This window comes from Pseudomonas triclosanedens (assembly GCF_026686735.1).
GTDB lineage: Bacteria > Pseudomonadota > Gammaproteobacteria > Pseudomonadales > Pseudomonadaceae > Pseudomonas > Pseudomonas triclosanedens.
In genome coordinates this window covers 5,822,761-5,838,782 of record NZ_CP113432.1, presented here as the reverse complement: position 1 = coordinate 5,838,782, position 16,022 = coordinate 5,822,761, and the positions used below count along the sequence as shown (strand labels likewise).

The window sequence follows — 16,022 nt, the reverse complement described above, 5'->3', positions numbered from 1 at the left end:
GCTCCTTACTTCTTCTTCAGTTGCTTGGCATTGGCGAACAGGGCGGCCATCGCGTTGTTCGACGGGGCCTTTTCCTGCTGGCGCGGTGCGCCGCGTTCGCCGCGCGGGGCACCGTTGCCGGGGCGGCCGCCACCACGCGGGCCTTCGACTTTCTCGCCGGGGGTGTCGCTCATGCGCATGGACAGGCCGACGCGGTTACGCGGGATGTCCACTTCCATGACCTTGACCTTGACGATGTCGCCGGCCTTGACCACTTCGTACGGGTCCTTCACGAACTTCTCGGACAACGCGGAGATATGCACCAGGCCGTCCTGGTGAACGCCGATGTCGACGAAAGCGCCGAAGTTGGTCACGTTGGTCACCACGCCTTCGAGCACCATGCCGGGTTTGAGGTCCTTGAGGCTCTCCACGCCGTCCTGGAACTCGGCGGTCTTGAACTCCGGACGCGGATCGCGGCCGGGCTTGTCGAGCTCCTTCAGGATGTCGGTGACGGTGGGCAGGCCGAACTGCTCGTCGGTGAATTTCTTCGGGTCAAGGCGCTTGAGGAAACCCGAGTCGCCGATCAGAGAGCGCACGTCACGGCCGGTATCGGCGGCGATCCGCTGCACCAGCGGGTAGGTTTCCGGATGCACCGCGGAGGCATCCAGCGGGTTGTCGCCGTTCATCACGCGGAGGAAGCCGGCGGCCTGTTCGAAGGTCTTCTCGCCCAGGCGGCTGACTTTCTTCAGCTCGTCACGGGTCCTGAACGCGCCGTTGGCGTCACGGTGCGAGACGATGTTCTGCGCCAGCGTGCTGTTCAGGCCGGAGATGCGTGCCAGCAGGGCGGCGGATGCGGTGTTCACATCCACACCCACGGCGTTCACGCAGTCTTCCACCACTGCATCCAGGCTGCGCGCGAGCTGCAGTTGGGAAACGTCGTGCTGGTACTGGCCGACGCCGATGGATTTCGGGTCGATCTTCACCAGCTCGGCCAGCGGGTCCTGCAGGCGGCGGGCGATGGATACGGCGCCGCGCAGCGAGACGTCGAGGTCGGGGAATTCGCGGGCGGCCAGTTCCGAGGCGGAGTACACCGAAGCGCCGGCCTCGCTGACCATGATCTTGGTGCACTTGAGCGCCGGGTATTTCCTGATCAGCTCGGCGGCCAGCTTGTCGGTTTCTCGGCTGGCGGTGCCGTTGCCGATGGCGATCAGCTCCACCTGGTGCTTGGCGCACAGCGCGGCGAGCACGGCGATGGTCTGGTCCCACTGGTTCTTTGGCGCGTGCGGGTACACGGTGGCGGTCTCCAGCAGCTTGCCGGTGGCATCGACTACCGCGACCTTCACGCCGGTGCGCAGGCCCGGGTCCAGGCCCAGGGTGGCGCGCGGGCCGGCAGGGGCCGCCAGCAGGAGATCGTGCAGGTTGCGGGCGAAGACGTTGATCGCCTCGGCGTCCGCGCCTTCGCGCAGTTCGCCCAGCAGGTCGGTTTCCAGGTGGGTGTAGAGCTTGACCTTCCAGGTCCAGCGCACCACTTCGGAGAGCCACTTGTCAGCGGCGCGGCCCTGGTTGGAAATGCCGAAGCGCTCGCCGATCATGATCTCGCACGGATGCGCGGTGCCCGGCAGTTCCTCGCCGACCTTCAGGGCGACGCTCAGCACGCCTTCATTGCGGCCACGGAAGATCGCCAGGGCGCGGTGCGACGGAGCGTTCTTGAGCGGCTCGTCGTGCTCGAAGTAATCGCTGAACTTGGCGCCTTCGGTTTCCTTGCCCGGCACCGCGCGAGCGGTGAGGGTGGCGTTGTCCTTGAGGAATACGCGCAGCCGGTCGAGCAGGGTGGCGTCCTCGGCGAAGCGCTCCATGAGAATGTACTTGGCGCCTTCGAGCACGGCCTTGGTGTCGGCGAAGCCTTTCTCGGCGTCGACGAAGCGCGCCGCTTCGGTTTCCGGGGTCAGGTTCGGGTCGTTGAACAGTGCGTCGGCCAACTCTCCCAGACCGGCTTCCAGGGCAATCTGGCCCTTGGTGCGGCGCTTCTGCTTATACGGCAGGTAAAGGTCTTCGAGGCGGGTCTTGGTGTCGGCGAGGTTGATTTCGCGGGTGAGCTCGGGGGTCAGCTTGCCCTGCTCCTCGATGCTGGCGAGGATCGCGGCGCGGCGTTCGTCCAGTTCGCGCAGGTAGCGCAGGCGCTCTTCGAGCATGCGCAACTGGGTATCGTCCAGGCTGCCGGTGACTTCCTTGCGGTAGCGGGCGATGAAGGGAACGGTGGAGCCTTCATCGAGCAATGCGACGGCAGCGGCGACTTGCTGCGGTTGAACGCGGCCGGAGGGCAGTGCGGAAAGCTCTTCGGCGATACGGGTATTGATGCTGTCCATGAATCCACCTGACAAGACAATCGAAAACGGGGCGCATGATCTGCTGCGCGTCGGCATAACTGCGTTGAGGCCAACTGAGAAATGCTCATTGACTGCAGTCAACTCCGCTTTCTCAGTCGTCCTCGCCTTGTTCTGCTCTAGCTCGCAAGATCATGAACAGGCACATAAAAGAGCATCTGGACCGGGCTTCCCGGTCATTCGACAGGCTCTGTGACAACGCCCCGCCGCAAAAGCGCCGCATTATACCCACGACAATTTCACCGGGTGGGCGGCTGGTCGGGGAAAAATCTGCTAACAATGGACAGTCCGTGAGCCACGGTCGCTGGGCGATAATGCCCGTCGAATCAGATTCTGGGAGTTTCCATGACGAACGCTGCCACCCTGCCGGAAGGCGAAAAGATCCTTGTGGTCGATGATGACGCGCGCCTGCGCCGACTGCTGGAGCGCTTCCTCGATGAGCAGGGTTACCGTGTCCGCGCCGTCGAAAATACCGAGCAGATGGACCGTCTGCTGGCACGCGAGTTGTTCCAGCTGGTCGTGCTGGACCTCATGATGCCCGGCGAGGATGGTCTCTCCGCGTGCAAGCGCCTGCGTGAATCGAACAATCAGATCCCGATCATCATGCTCACCGCCAAGGGCGACGAAACCAGCCGCATCTCGGGCCTGGAGCAGGGCGCCGACGACTACCTGGCCAAGCCGTTCAACCCGCGCGAGCTGCTGGCGCGGATCAAGGCTGTGCTGCGCCGCCAGGCGCCTCTGGTGCCGGGCGCGCCGGCGGGCGAGGACGAAGTGGTCACCTTCGGCGACTACGAACTGCACCTGGCGACCCGGGAACTCAAGAAAGGCGACGAGCTGCACATGCTCACCACCGGTGAGTTCGCCGTGCTCAAGGCGCTGGTGCAGCATGCCCGCGAGCCGCTCACCCGCGATAAACTGATGAACCTGGCCCGTGGCCGCGAGTGGGACGCGTTGGAGCGCTCCATCGACGTACAGATTTCCCGCCTGCGCCGGCTGATCGAGCCCGATCCGTCCAAGCCGCGCTACATCCAGACCGTGTGGGGCGTGGGCTACGTATTCGTGCCGGACGGCGCTGCGCGCAAGTGAGGTCAGGGCGGAATCGCCCAGAACCTTTTCGCCGCCGTTTGCCGTGACAGATCACTGTCCGCGCGGCGGCTTCGCGTTCTGGGCCGGCTCTGCGCATCCTCCGATTCCGCACTGGATACACCGTTGTGAAAACACCCCTCTGGTTCCCGCAAAGCTTCTTCGCCCGCACCTTGTGGCTGGTGCTCATCGTCGTGCTGTTCTCCAAGGCGCTGACGCTGGTTTACCTGCTCATGAACGAGGATATGCTGGTCGACCGCCAATACAGCCACGGCGCGGCGCTGACCGTGCGCGCCTACTGGGCGGCGGACGAGAAATCGCGGGAAGCCATCGCCCAGTCCGCCGGGTTGAAGTGGGCGCCCCACGAAGAGGGGCAACCGGAGGAGCAGCACTGGCCGTATACGGAAATCTTCCAGCGGCAGATGCGCATGGAACTGGGTATCGACACCGAGACGCGCCTGCGGATCCACCATCCGTCGATGCTCTGGGTGCGCGCGCCGACCCTGGGCGAGGGCTGGATCGGCGTACCGCTCTACCCGCACCCGTTGCGTGGCCAGCAGATCTGGAGCGTCCTGGGCTGGTTCCTCGGCATCGGCCTGTTGTCCACTGCGGCGGCGTGGATCTTCGTGCGGCTGCTCAGCCAGCCGCTCAAACGCCTGGTCTTTGCCTCCCGCGAGTTCGGCAAGGGACGCAGCGTGCGCCTTCCGCTGGGGCCGGAAACGCCCAGCGAGATGGCCGAGGTATACCGCGCCTTCAACCAGATGGCCGATGACGTGGAGCAGGCCGGGCGCGAACGCGAGCTGATGCTGGCCGGGGTCTCTCACGACCTGCGCACGCCGCTCACCCGCCTGCGCCTGTCACTGGAGCTGATGCCGGAAAGCGACCGCGAGATGGTCGAGGACATGGTCCGCGACATCGAAGACATGGATGCCATTCTCGACCAGTTCCTCGCCTTCATTCGCGACGGCCGTGACGAGCCGGTGGAAGAGGGCGACCTGTACAGCCTGGTGTGCGAGGTGGCAGACGCCTTCAATCAGAAGGAAGAGCGCGTCCGCCTGTGCCTGGAACCGCTGCCGGAATTCCGCTTCCGCCGCGTGTCGATCAAGCGCCTGCTCGGCAACCTGATCGAGAACGGCCTGAACCACGGCGGCGGCAAGGTCGAAGTAGCGGCGCATGTCGCCGGTGGCGGCGGCGCGCCCTATGTGGTGCTCAGCGTGCTGGACCGCGGCGCGGGCGTCGACCCGCAGGAACTGGAGAACATCTTCAACCCCTTCTTCCGTGGAGACAAGGCGCGCGGCGGCAAAGGCACCGGTCTCGGGCTGGCCATCGTCAAGCGCATCGCCGAACAGCACGGCGGCAGTATCGAGCTGCGCAACCGCGAAGGCGGCGGTGTCGAAGCCCGCGTCTGCCTGCCGCTCGGCCTGCTACTGCCGCGCGACGCTCACTGATCCCAACGCAGGGTCTTGCCTTCCAGCACTGCCTGGCGGCCATAGGGCCAGGCACGGTTCTGCGCGCCATGCCCGCTGGGGAGTCCGTGGTAGAGCGGGACTCCGAGCGGCGCGACGTACTCTGCGAAAATTTCTTCCAGGCTATGTGCAACGCCTTTGCGCGGACAGTCGGTGAAGCCGCCCAGGCATACCGCGCCCAGGCGCGCGCCTGCGAGGCTGTGCAGTAACTGCCAGAGGCTGCGCTCGATGCGGTAGTAAGGCTCGCCGACGTCTTCGAGAATCAGGATCGCGCCGTCGGGCACGTACAGCGCGCCTTGCGTGCCCGCCATGCAGGCCAGTGCGGTGAGGTTGCCGCCGATCAGCGGGCCTTCGGCGGTCCGCTTCGGCCCGGCCAGGTGCTGTACCGCCAGCTTGCCGGGCCCGCCTTCGAGCACATGGCTGACCGAGGCCAGCGATGCCAGGCGCTCGCGCTGTTCGCTGGGTGCGCTCAGCGGTTGCAGCCCCAGGCCGGTGGCGACAGGGCCGTGTATCGCCGGCAGGCCGTGACGGTGGAAGGCGCTGAGCAGGACCGAGATGTCCGAGAAGCCGATCAGCGGGCGCGGCGATGCGGCCTTCAGGCGCTGCCAGTCCAGTTGCGGCACCAGTTGTCCACAGCCGTAGCCGCCGCGCAGGCACCAGACGGCGCTGACATCGTCCAGCTCGAAGGCCGCATGGAAGTCCTCCAGCCGTTGCTCCGGCGTGCCGGCCAGATAGCGATAGCGGGCATCTGCATGGGCGCCGAGGTGATAGTCCACGCCCAGCACTTCCAGTTGGCGCAGCGTGGCTTCCAGTACCTCTTCGGCAATGGCTGAGGCAGGCGCGACCAGCGCGATGCGGCCTTCGATGGGCGACCATTTGAGTTCGGCGTTGGATCGGGAAGACGGCATGAGATGAGTCCGGTTACTGCGGGGTGACATGTAGGAGCGAGCTTGCTCGTGGATGGTTCAGCGTGGCAATGAAAGCGGAAGGAGAAACACCCGTAGGGCGAATAAAGCGGGACGCTTTATCCGCCGTCAGGCGGGAGGCGCATATCCTGAGACAACATCCTGTCGTGACTACATGCTTCTCTGTGCCCCTTACCAGCCCATCCGTGGCCTGGCGTTCGCCGGCGCGACGCATGCGTCGCGAAAGCCCCGACTTACCCCTTGCCTTTGGTCCGCGCCAGATGCGGCCCACCGTTCTTCTCCAGGTACTCGATGATAACGCCGGCGATGTCCTTGCCGGTGGTGGACTCGATGCCCTCCAGCCCCGGCGAGGAGTTCACTTCCATCACCAGCGGCCCGTGGTTGGAGCGCAGGATATCCACGCCGGCAACGTTCAGGCCCATGACCTTGGCGGCGCGGATGGCGGTCATGCGTTCTTCCGGGGTGATCTTGATCAGGCTGGCGCTGCCGCCGCGGTGCAGATTGGAGCGGAACTCGCCTGGCGCGGCCTGGCGCTTCATCGAGGCGATCACTTTGTCACCCACCACGAAGCAGCGGATGTCGGCACCGCCGGCTTCCTTGATGTATTCCTGCACCATGATGTTGTGCTTGAGCCCCATGAAGGCTTCGAGAACCGACTCGGCGGCTTTCTCTGTCTCGCAGAGCACCACGCCGATGCCCTGGGTGCCTTCCAGCAGCTTGATCACCAGCGGCGCGCCGCCGACCATCTCGATCAGGTCCGGCACATCGTCTGGGGAGTGGGCGAAGCCGGTCACCGGCAGGCCGATACCCTTGCGCGAAAGTAGTTGCAGCGAGCGCAGCTTGTCGCGGGAGCGGGCGATGGCGACCGACTCGTTGAGCGGGAACACACCCATCATCTCGAACTGACGCAGCACGGCGCAGCCATAGAACGTCACCGAGGCGCCGATACGCGGGATCACCGCGTCGAAGCCTTCCAGCGGCTGGCCCCGGTAGTGGATCTGCGGTTTGTGGCTGGCGATGTTCATGTAGGCGCGGAGGGTGTCTATCACCACCATCTCGTGGCCGCGTTGCTGTCCGGCCTCCACCAGCCGACGGGTGGAATACAGACGCGGATTGCGCGACAGCACGGCAATTTTCATTGATCACCTGAAAGGGTGGCGGGAACCATGATGAGAGGTTTTTCCTGGACGTAGGCGAGACCGGGGTTGACTACCAGTTGACCCTGCACGAGAGCCTTGGAGCCCAGCAACACGCGGTAGCGCATGGTCTTGCGGCAGGCCAGGGTGAACTCCACCGGCCAGGCGCGATCGCCGAGGGCCAGCAGCGTGCGGATCACATAGCGGGTCTGGGCCTGGCCGTTGGAGCTTTTGATGGTCTTCATCGTCACTACCGGCGCTTCGCAGCGGTGACGGCGCTGCACCTGGGTGCCCAGGTGAGCGACGAAACGCACCCAGCTCTGGCCGTTGCGGCGGAACGGCACGATGTCGCTGGCGTGCAGGCTGGAGGTGCTGGCGCCGGTATCGATCTTCGCGCGCAGGCCAACCATGCCCAGTTCGGGCAGGGCTATCCACTCGCGCAAACCAATTACCGATAGTTGGTCGAATGTCTTCAAGGCAGGCGTCCCCGGCGTTTGCCGGCATTCTAGTCAGGGCGCTTGTGCCCCGCCAGCGGGGCGCGCGGTACACTCTCAGGCCCGCGTGACGAGGTGATGACGTGAGCGAAAAAGACGACGACAGGGTTCGCCTGGACAAGTGGCTGTGGGCGGCGCGCTTCTACAAGACGCGCTCGCTGGCCAAGGACGCCATCGATGGCGTCAAGGTGCATTGCCGGGGCGAGCGCTGCAAGCCGGGCAAGGAGCCGAAGGTTGGCGAGGAATATGTGATCCGCACCGGCTTCGACGAGCGCACGGTGGTGGTCAAGGCGCTGTCGATGGTGCGCCGCGGTGCCGCCGAAGCCCAGTTGCTGTACGAGGAAACCGCCCAGAGCATCAAGCGCAGGGACGAAGCTGCTGCCATGCGCAAGGCTGGGGCGCTGGGCGTACAGACCGACGGCCGACCGACCAAGAAGCAGCGCCGCCAGTTGTTCAGCTTCCGCGACCAGGGTTGAGCGCGGCAGGCTCCCTATAAAGGAAGGCACAGGGGCCGGACCAGCCGGCCCGGGGAGCGAATCAGGTCGCGATGACGCTCAGGCGGTTGAGCAGCGGGATCTTCGCCAGCAGATCGAACAGCGGCTGGGTCCAGCGCACCAGCGCGGCGCTGCCCTTGGCGGCGAACGGAGTGAAGCAGCTCCAGGCCAGGGCCACCAGAGCCATCTGGACGCCACCGATGTAGTCGTCCTGGCCCCAGTGCGCACCGGCCACCAGGCGCGGCAGCATGAACAGCAGGGCCAGGCCCCAGATCACAATCCACTGTACGGCAGTGCGGGCGAACAGGGTCAGGAACAGCGCCCAGATCAGCAGCACCGAAGCGTGGTCGCCGGGGAAGCTGCGGGCGGATTCGTCCTTGATCTCGAAGGCGGTGTCTTCCCAGCTTGGGAAGTAGTGGCCCAGGTGTACCGCGTCGTCGACCAGGCTGGAGATGCTCGCATGCTGCCAGCCCAGCTTGTGGGCGAGCTTGGCGTACAGGATGCGCACGATCACCAGCACCACCGCCGCGCAGAGGAAACCGAAGGTGGCGGCGCGCGCCTGGCTGGCCTTGAAGATCCAGTCGCCGCGAATGAGCAGCAGCAGGAGGATCACACCGACCAGCAGGTCGAACGGCCGGGTGCTGGCCACCGCCCAGGTCAGGCGCCAGATTTCGTTGGTCGCCAGGGGCTGGTTGAGCAGGCTGAACAGGCTGTAGTCGAACAGGTTCATCGCCGCGCGTGTCGGCTCCCAGAGCCACAGCAGGAGCAGCGCGAGCGCCATCAGGTGGCAGGCTATGAATGGCTTCCAGGACCAGGTGGCTTGGAACGGAGTGGCTTTATCCATAAAATCGATACCCCCTTCTGACAACGGCTTCAGGGCGCCGAGTTCGACAAAGGGCGCTTTATAGGCCTTTGTCATCGGCTTGTCATTTCCTTCTGTATCAGCGTCGTGTCCAGCATGTCCCAAATCGATCAAAGTCAGCGTTTCCTGTTCGACAACACCGATGTTCGCGGTGAACTGGTGGAGCTGGACCGCAGCTACGCCGAAGTGCTGGCCAAGCACCCCTACCCGCAGCCGGTCGCGCAGTTGCTGGGTGAGATGCTAGCCGCCGCCGCGCTGTTGTGCGGCACCCTCAAGTTCGATGGTCTGCTGGTGCTGCAGGCGCGTTCCAACGGTGCCGTGCCGCTGCTGATGGTGGAATGCTCCAGCGACCGCGAAGTACGTGGCCTGGCCCGCTATGACGCAGAGGCCATCGGCGATGCCGCCGGCCTGCCCGAGCTGATGCCCCACGGCGTGCTCACCCTCACCGTCGACCCGAAGAACGGCAAGCGCTACCAGGGCATCGTGCCGCTGGAAGGCTTGACCCTGGCCGAGTGCCTGTCGACCTACTTCGCGACGTCCGAACAGCTCCCCACGCGCTTCTGGCTCAATGCCGACAGCCGTAGAGCCCGTGGCCTGCTGCTGCAGCAACTGCCAGCCGATCGCCAGCGCGACGCCGAGTCCCGCGAGGCAAGCTGGCAGCACGTCACCACCCTGGCCGACACCCTCACCGCCGAGGAGCTGCTGGGGCTGGGCAACGCCACCGTGCTGCACCGCCTTTACCACGAGGACGACGTGCGCCTGTTCGATCCGCAGCCGCTGGTGTTCCGCTGCAGTTGCTCGCGGGAACGCTCGGCCAATGCCCTGGTCAGTCTTGGGCTGGAGGACGCCGAGCGTCTGCTGGCCGAGGAGGACGGCGAGATCGTCATCGACTGCCAGTTCTGCAACCAGCGCTATCGATTCGACGGTTCGGACGTCGCCCAGTTGTTCTCCGGCGGCGGCAGCCAGACACCGTCAGCAACCCGTCATTGAGCGAGCCTATCTGTCCGATAGCCGAACCAATGACGCTCTCGCCGGATCAGAGGCTGCACGAGAACAGTTCTTTTCTGGCATAATCCCGCGACTTTTTTCCGCGGTAGTGGGAATTAGAAGTCACTACGCAATGTTTGGAGGACTCGGCTTCGGCCGACGGGGACCCACATGACGCAAGCCAACAAAGCCGTTTACACCGATATCAGCGTTGCCCAACTGGTCGAAGAAGCCATTCGCCGCGGCGAAGGCGAACTCGCCGACAACGGCTCGCTGGTGGTGAAGACCGGCCACCGCACCGGCCGCTCGCCTGCCGACCGCTTCATCGTCGAAGAGCCGGGCAGCAAGGATTCCATCGCTTGGGGCGCCATCAACCGTCCGTTCCCGGCCGACAAGTTCGATGCCCTGTGGGACCGTGTCCAGGCCTTCAACGACGCCCAGGACCACTTCGTTTCCCACGTCCATGTAGGTTCGGCCTACGACCACTACCTGCCCGTCAAAATGGTCACCGCCACCGCCTGGCAGAACCTGTTCGGCCGCGCGCTGTTCATCGAGCCGGAACAGTACAACCCGGCTGGCCGCGAAGAGTGGCAGGTCCTCAACGTCGCCAACTTCGAGTGCGTGCCCGAGCGTGACGGCACCAACTCCGATGGCTGCGTGATCCTCAACTTCGCTCAGAAGAAGGTCCTGATCGCCGGCATGCGCTACGCCGGTGAAATGAAAAAGGCCATGTTCGGCGTGCAGAACTACCTGCTGCCGGAAAAAGACGTACTGCCGATGCACTGCGCCGCCAACATCGGCGAAGCCGGCGACGTCACCCTGTTCTTCGGTCTGTCGGGCACCGGCAAGACCACCCTGTCGGCTGACGAAAGCCGTTACCTGATCGGCGACGACGAGCACGGTTGGGGCGAAGGCGTTGTCTTCAATATCGAAGGCGGCTGCTACGCCAAGTGCATCGACCTGTCCGAGAAGAACGAACCGGTCATCTGGAAGGCCATCAAGTTCGGCGCCGTGCTGGAAAACGTCGTCCTCGACGAGAACCGCACCCCGGACTACGCCGACGACAGCCTGACCCAGAACTCCCGCGCGGCTTACCCGCTGGAGAACGTCGAGAAGCGTTCCGAGAAGAACCTCGGCGGCGAGCCGAACGCCGTGATCTTCCTGACCTGCGACCTGACCGGCGTTCTGCCGCCGGTGTCGATCCTGAACAACGAGCAGGCTGCCTACCACTTCCTGTCCGGCTACACCGCGCTGGTCGGTTCCACTGAAATGGGTTCGGGCGGCGGCATCAAGTCGACCTTCTCCACCTGCTTCGGCGCACCGTTCTTCCCGCGTCCGGCCGGTGTCTACGCCGAGCTGCTGATCAAGCGCATCAAGGCGTTCGGCTCCAAGGTATACCTGGTCAACACCGGCTGGACCGGTGGTGGCTACGGCGTCGGCAAGCGCTTCAACATCCCGACCACTCGTGGCGTGATCGCTGCCATCCAGAGCGGCGCTCTGGTCGGTGCCGAGACCGAGCACCTGGACATCATCAACCTGGACGTGCCGAAGGTCGTTCCGGGCGTCGAGACCAATCTGCTCAACCCGCGCAATACCTGGGAAGACAAGGCTGCCTACGACGAAGCTGCCAAGGGTTTGGCCAGCAAGTTCATCGAGAACTTCAAGAAGTTCGACGTGAGCGACGCCATCAAGAACGCCGGCCCGCAGCTCTAAGCGCGCCCGTTCTTCGAACGAGCCGCCTTCGGGCGGCTTTTTCATTGGTGTTTCGCGGCGGCTGCTCGCCAAGGCATCCTTCGCAGAGGATGGGCATCGAAATCCCCTCGACCGGTTCGTTCCCGCAGGCATAGCAAGGGCCTGAGCGAGGCAATGGAGTACCCCATGCACGACACCCTCGAACGCGTCTTCGGCTTCCGTCAGTTCCGCCCCGGACAGGAGGCGGCGGTCAGCGCCGTGCTGGCCGGGCGCTCGGCGGCGGCGATATTTCCTACCGGCTCCGGCAAGTCATTGTGCTACCAGTTGCCGGCGCTGATGCTGCCGCACCTGACCCTGGTGGTGTCGCCGCTGCTGGCGCTGATGCAGGACCAACTGGCGTTTCTTGCCCGCCACGGCATTGCCGCCGCCAGCATCGACTCGGCGCAGAGCCGCGAGCAGGTGGCGCAGACCGTTGCGCGGGCGCGCAGTGGCGAGCTGAAGGTGCTGATGATCTCGGTCGAGCGCCTGAAGAACGAGCGCTTCCGCAACTTCATTGGCGAGGTGCCGATTTCGCTGCTGGTGGTCGATGAGGCCCACTGCATTTCCGAGTGGGGCCATAACTTCCGCCCCGACTACCTGAAGCTGCCGGACTACCAGAAGCAGTTCCGCATACCCCAGGTGCTGCTGCTGACCGCCACCGCCACTGCCGCGGTGATCGCGGACATGCGCAGCAAGTTCGGGATCGCCGAGGCCGACGTGGTGACCACCGGCTTCTACCGTGCCAACCTCGACCTGCAGGTGGAGCCGGTCGCCAGCTCCGCCAAGCGTGCGCGTCTGGTGGAGTGGCTGCGCGCGCGAGCCGGGCAGCCGAGCATCGTGTATGTGACCCAGCAGAAGACCGCCGAGGAAGTAGCCGCGCACCTGAGCGCCTCCGGGCTCGCGGCCTGCGCTTACCATGCAGGCATGGAGCACCCGGAGCGCGAGGCGATCCAGCAGCGCTTCATGGGCGGCGAGCTGAACTGCATCGTTGCCACCATCGCCTTCGGCATGGGCATCGACAAGAGCGATATCCGCAACGTCGTGCACTTCGATCTGCCCAAGTCGGTGGAAAATTACAGCCAGGAAATCGGCCGTGCCGGGCGTGACGGCCAGCCGTCTGAGTGCCTGGTGCTGGCCAACCGCGACAGCCTCAGCGTGCTGGAAAACTTCGTCTACGGCGATACGCCCGAACGCGAGGGCATCCGCACCGTACTGGAGGAGATCGCCGCCGCTCCCGGCGGCCAATGGGAGTTGATGCTGACCGCGCTGTCGGATCACTCGAACATCCGCCAGCTACCGCTCAAGACACTCCTGGTGCAGTTGGAGCTACGCGGCATAATTGCGCCTCGTTTCGCCTATTTCGCCGAATATCGCTTCAAGAACCTGATCGAACCACAGGCGCTGGCCGAGCGCTTCGAGGGCGAGCGCAGGCAGTTCGTCGAAGCTATCCTCAGCACCTCGGCGCGTGCGCGCACCTGGTCGACCCTGGATTTCGACGCGCTCTACCAGCGTCATGGCACCGAGCGCGCGCGAGTGGTGAAGGCCCTGGACTACTTCCAGGAGCGCGGCTGGATCGAACTGGAAAGCAAGCAGATGACCGAGGTGTACTCGGTGCTGGATGGCGGTTTCGCTCCGCAGGCGCTCAGCACCGAGCTGCACGACTACTTCAAATGCCATGAAGCCAGCGAAATAGCGCGCATCGAGGCCATGTTGTCGCTCTTTTCCAGCGAGGAATGTCTTAGCTGGCGGCTGGCCCGCTACTTTGGCGATCTTCACGCACCGCGGCACTGCGGGCATTGTTCGGTGTGCGCCGGGCGCGTGGCTCGCCTGCCGGAACCGCCCAGCCTGCCGCCGCTGGACGGACGGACGCTGCAAGGCCGCTGTGCTGCCTTCCTCGACAAGTACCTCGGTGCACGGGGAGTGCCACCCAGCCCGGACTGCATCACCCGCTTCCTCTGCGGTATCAGCGTGCCGGCCTTGACCCGCCTGCGCGCGCGTTCGCTACCCGGCCACGCGGCGCTGGAGGGCTACCCCTACGCCCAGGTGCGCGCCTGGGTCGTGGCGCAACTGGGGTAACACTGGCCGGCGCTGCGCACGACTAAAGGTCGGCGGCCGGTTTCTCGCGGGCCTTGTAGGGTGAGGGCAGGAAATTCCTCCTAGACTCACTCAGGCGTTGCCGCCTTCCGGCCGAGGAGCCTATCGCATGTCCGTCGAGCACCTGGATGTACTGATCATCGGCGCCGGCCTGTCCGGCATCGGCGCCGCCTGCCACCTGCAAAAGCAGTGTCCCGGCAAGTCCTACGCCATCCTCGAAGGGCGCGAATCCCTGGGCGGCACCTGGGACCTGTTCCGCTATCCCGGCATCCGCTCCGATTCGGACATGTTCACCCTGGGCTACAACTTCAAGCCCTGGACCGACCCCAAGGCGATCGCCGACGGCCCGTCGATCCTCAGCTATATCCGCGATACGGCCCGCGAGCATCGTGTAGAGGAGTGCATCCGTTTCCGCCACCGCGTGCTCAAGGCCGACTGGAACAGCGACAGCGCGCGCTGGAACCTCACCGTGCAGCGCGGCGACGAGGAAGAACCGGTGCGCATGAGCGCGCAGTTCCTCTTCATGTGCACCGGCTACTACCGCTACGACGCCGGCTACACCCCGGAATTCGCTGGCCGCGAGAGCTTCGGCGGACAGATCATCCACCCGCAGTTGTGGCCGGAAGGTTTCGACTATGGCGGCAAGCGCATCGTGGTGATCGGCAGCGGCGCCACTGCCGTGACCCTGGTGCCGTCGCTCACCGACAAGGCCGCCCACGTCACCATGCTGCAGCGCTCGCCTTCCTACGTGATCACGCTGCCGCAGAAGGATCCGATCTCCAACTTCCTGCGGCGGTTCCTGCCTGAGACATGGGTTTACCGCCAGGCGCGGGCACGCAACGTGACCATGCAGATGATCTTCTTCATGGCCTCCAAGGCGTTCCCCGGCGCAGTACGCAAGCTCATGCTCAAGCTGGCCAGCCTGCAACTGGGCAAGAACTTCGACATGCGCCACTTCAGCCCGCGCTACAAGCCGTGGGACGAGCGCGTTTGCTGCGTGCCCGACGGCGACCTGTTCAAGGCGCTGCGCCAGGGCAAGGCGTCGGTGGTTACCGATCACATCGAGCGCTTCTGCGAGAAGGGCATCCTGCTCAAGTCCGGGCAAGTGCTGGAAGCGGACGTCATCGTCACCGCCACCGGGCTGGACCTGGTGATGTTCGGCGGCGCGGAACTGGCCGTCGACGGCAAGCCGTTCGATGTGACCCAGAGCATGGGTTATCGCGGCATCATGCTGCGCGACCTGCCCAACCTGGCCGCCATCGTCGGCTACACCAACGCCAGTTGGACGCTCAAGGCGGATCTCTCCAGCGAGTACTTCTGCCGCCTGATCAACCACCTCGATGCCATCGGCATGCGCCAGTGCACCCCGCGGCAGACCCACGGGCAGGTGAAGGAGGAACCCTTCCTCAACCTCAACTCCGGCTACATCCAGCGCGCTGCCGACAAGATGCCCAAGCAGGGCGACCGCGCGCCGTGGAAGCTCTACCAGAACTATGCCCTGGACCTGGCCTTGCTGCGTTACGGCAAGGTCGAGGACGGCTACCTGACCTTCACCTCGCCCAAGCAGCACCAGGCCACGGCGGTCCCGGTGCAGGCGCTGGAAAGCTGATCACCCAGCGGGAGCCTTGTACGACGGGCTCCCGCTGCGTCCAATCGAAGCGCTGGATAGACATTATCGATATGCCGCCCTGCACCGGGCCGTCCACTCCGCTTACCATGCGCGTCATTCCCGCCCATGCAAGCCAGAGGATTTTCCATGCACATCGATGACGCTATCCGCACCCGTCGTTCCATCCGTGGTTTCGATACCACCTACGTGATGAGCCGCGAAGAGAAGGACGAGCTGCTGCAACTGGCGCTGCTCGCCCCTACCGCCTTCAACCTGCAGCACGTGCGTCTGGTGGAAGTCAGCGACCCGCAACTGCGCGCGCACATCCGCGAAGTGGGCTGGGACCAGGCGCAAATGACCGAAGCCTCGATGCTGGTGGTGGTTTGTGCCCGCATCGATAGCTGGGAGGCCAACGCCAGCCGCGTCTGGGAAGGTGCTCCGGCCGAGGTGCAGGGCTTCATGGTCGGCGCCATCGACGGCTACTACCGCGACAAGCCGCAGACCCAGCGCGACGAAACCATGCGCAGCTGCGGCCTGGTGGCCCAGACCCTGATGCTCGCCGCCCGTGGCCGTGGCCTGGACAGCGTGCCGATGGACGGCTTCGACTTCGACGCCGTGGGCAAGCTGATCAACCTGCCGGACAACCACGTCATCGGCCTGATGGTCGCCGTGGGCAAACAGGCCGTCGAAGCCAAGCCGCGCATCGGTCGCCTGCCGCTGGACGAGACGATCATTCGCGATCGCTTCTGATCCAGACGAAAACGCGCCTTCGGGCGC

General features: G+C 64.9%; 13 protein-coding genes. 8 read left to right on the top strand and 5 right to left on the bottom strand.

Annotated features, from left to right (window positions below):
* Positions 1–5: 5 nt before the first annotated feature.
* Entirely contained in the window at positions 6–2,345 is a 2,340-nt protein-coding gene (locus OU419_RS27010; protein ID WP_254475246.1) for a Tex family protein, read from the bottom strand.
* Between the two features lie 363 nt (positions 2,346–2,708).
* Between OU419_RS27010 and ompR the strand changes: the two genes are divergently transcribed.
* Complete coding sequence (ompR, locus tag OU419_RS27005; protein WP_254475244.1) at positions 2,709–3,449, top strand: osmolarity response regulator transcription factor OmpR; 741 nt, start codon at positions 2,709–2,711, stop codon at positions 3,447–3,449.
* Positions 3,450–3,574: 125 nt separating this feature from the next.
* A complete protein-coding gene (locus OU419_RS27000; protein WP_254475241.1) occupies positions 3,575–4,894 on the top strand; it encodes an ATP-binding protein in 1,320 nt (439 codons plus the stop codon).
* Here the strand turns inward: OU419_RS27000 and OU419_RS26995 are convergent.
* From OU419_RS26995 to rimB, 3 genes are all read right to left on the bottom strand, one after another.
* Positions 4,888–5,820, bottom strand: coding sequence for a S66 peptidase family protein (locus OU419_RS26995; RefSeq protein ID WP_254475239.1), 933 nt, complete (start codon positions 5,818–5,820; stop codon positions 4,888–4,890). The two genes, OU419_RS27000 and OU419_RS26995, sit on opposite strands and share 7 nt — an antisense overlap.
* Before the next feature lie 251 nt (positions 5,821–6,071).
* Positions 6,072–6,977 (bottom strand): 30S ribosomal protein S6--L-glutamate ligase, encoded by a 906-nt coding sequence (gene rimK, locus OU419_RS26990; RefSeq protein WP_254475237.1) that lies wholly within the window; start codon positions 6,975–6,977, stop codon positions 6,072–6,074.
* On the bottom strand, positions 6,974–7,450 hold the full coding sequence (rimB, locus tag OU419_RS26985; RefSeq protein ID WP_456239212.1) for a retropepsin-like aspartic endopeptidase RimB: 477 nt from the start codon (positions 7,448–7,450) through the stop codon (positions 6,974–6,976). Before rimB ends, rimK begins: the two co-directional genes overlap by 4 nt.
* 101 nt (positions 7,451–7,551) lie before the next feature.
* On the opposite strand from rimB, the gene OU419_RS26980 reads away from it, so the two are divergent.
* Positions 7,552–7,944 (top strand): RNA-binding S4 domain-containing protein, encoded by a 393-nt coding sequence (locus OU419_RS26980; protein WP_254475235.1) that lies wholly within the window; start codon positions 7,552–7,554, stop codon positions 7,942–7,944.
* Positions 7,945–8,005: 61 nt separating this feature from the next.
* Here OU419_RS26980 and OU419_RS26975 read toward each other — a convergent pair whose 3' ends face one another.
* Positions 8,006–8,806 (bottom strand): phosphatase PAP2 family protein, encoded by an 801-nt coding sequence (locus OU419_RS26975; RefSeq protein WP_254475233.1) that lies wholly within the window; start codon positions 8,804–8,806, stop codon positions 8,006–8,008.
* Between the two features lie 114 nt (positions 8,807–8,920).
* On the opposite strand from OU419_RS26975, the gene hslO reads away from it, so the two are divergent.
* From hslO to OU419_RS26950, 5 genes are all read left to right on the top strand, one after another.
* Positions 8,921–9,814 (top strand): Hsp33 family molecular chaperone HslO, encoded by an 894-nt coding sequence (gene hslO / locus OU419_RS26970; RefSeq protein ID WP_254475231.1) that lies wholly within the window; start codon positions 8,921–8,923, stop codon positions 9,812–9,814.
* 168 nt (positions 9,815–9,982) lie between these two features.
* On the top strand, positions 9,983–11,524 hold the full coding sequence (locus tag OU419_RS26965) for a phosphoenolpyruvate carboxykinase (RefSeq protein ID WP_254475230.1): 1,542 nt from the start codon (positions 9,983–9,985) through the stop codon (positions 11,522–11,524).
* A gap of 165 nt (positions 11,525–11,689) precedes the next feature.
* Positions 11,690–13,618: a RecQ family ATP-dependent DNA helicase gene (locus tag OU419_RS26960; RefSeq protein WP_254475228.1), complete on the top strand. Its 1,929-nt coding sequence runs from the start codon at positions 11,690–11,692 to the stop codon at positions 13,616–13,618.
* 127 nt (positions 13,619–13,745) lie between these two features.
* Complete coding sequence (locus OU419_RS26955; RefSeq protein WP_254475226.1) at positions 13,746–15,245, top strand: flavin-containing monooxygenase; 1,500 nt, start codon at positions 13,746–13,748, stop codon at positions 15,243–15,245.
* Positions 15,246–15,392: 147 nt separating this feature from the next.
* Positions 15,393–15,995, top strand: coding sequence for a nitroreductase family protein (locus tag OU419_RS26950; RefSeq protein ID WP_254475224.1), 603 nt, complete (start codon positions 15,393–15,395; stop codon positions 15,993–15,995).
* The last annotated feature ends 27 nt before the right edge of the window (positions 15,996–16,022 follow it).

What these genes read in the sequence shown, in the direction of transcription:
- OU419_RS27010 (WP_254475246.1), bottom strand. Translation starts at nt 2,345, where the DNA reads ATGGACAGCATCAATACCCGTATCGCCGAAGAGCTTTCCGCACTGCCC.
- ompR (WP_254475244.1), top strand. Translation starts at nt 2,709, where the DNA reads ATGACGAACGCTGCCACCCTGCCGGAAGGCGAAAAGATCCTTGTGGTC.
- OU419_RS26995 (WP_254475239.1), bottom strand. Translation starts at nt 5,820, where the DNA reads ATGCCGTCTTCCCGATCCAACGCCGAACTCAAATGGTCGCCCATCGAA.
- rimK (WP_254475237.1), bottom strand. Translation starts at nt 6,977, where the DNA reads ATGAAAATTGCCGTGCTGTCGCGCAATCCGCGTCTGTATTCCACCCGT.
- OU419_RS26975 (WP_254475233.1), bottom strand. Translation starts at nt 8,806, where the DNA reads ATGGATAAAGCCACTCCGTTCCAAGCCACCTGGTCCTGGAAGCCATTC.
- hslO (WP_254475231.1), top strand. Translation starts at nt 8,921, where the DNA reads ATGTCCCAAATCGATCAAAGTCAGCGTTTCCTGTTCGACAACACCGAT.
- OU419_RS26965 (WP_254475230.1), top strand. Translation starts at nt 9,983, where the DNA reads ATGACGCAAGCCAACAAAGCCGTTTACACCGATATCAGCGTTGCCCAA.
- OU419_RS26960 (WP_254475228.1), top strand. Translation starts at nt 11,690, where the DNA reads ATGCACGACACCCTCGAACGCGTCTTCGGCTTCCGTCAGTTCCGCCCC.
- OU419_RS26955 (WP_254475226.1), top strand. Translation starts at nt 13,746, where the DNA reads ATGTCCGTCGAGCACCTGGATGTACTGATCATCGGCGCCGGCCTGTCC.
- OU419_RS26950 (WP_254475224.1), top strand. Translation starts at nt 15,393, where the DNA reads ATGCACATCGATGACGCTATCCGCACCCGTCGTTCCATCCGTGGTTTC.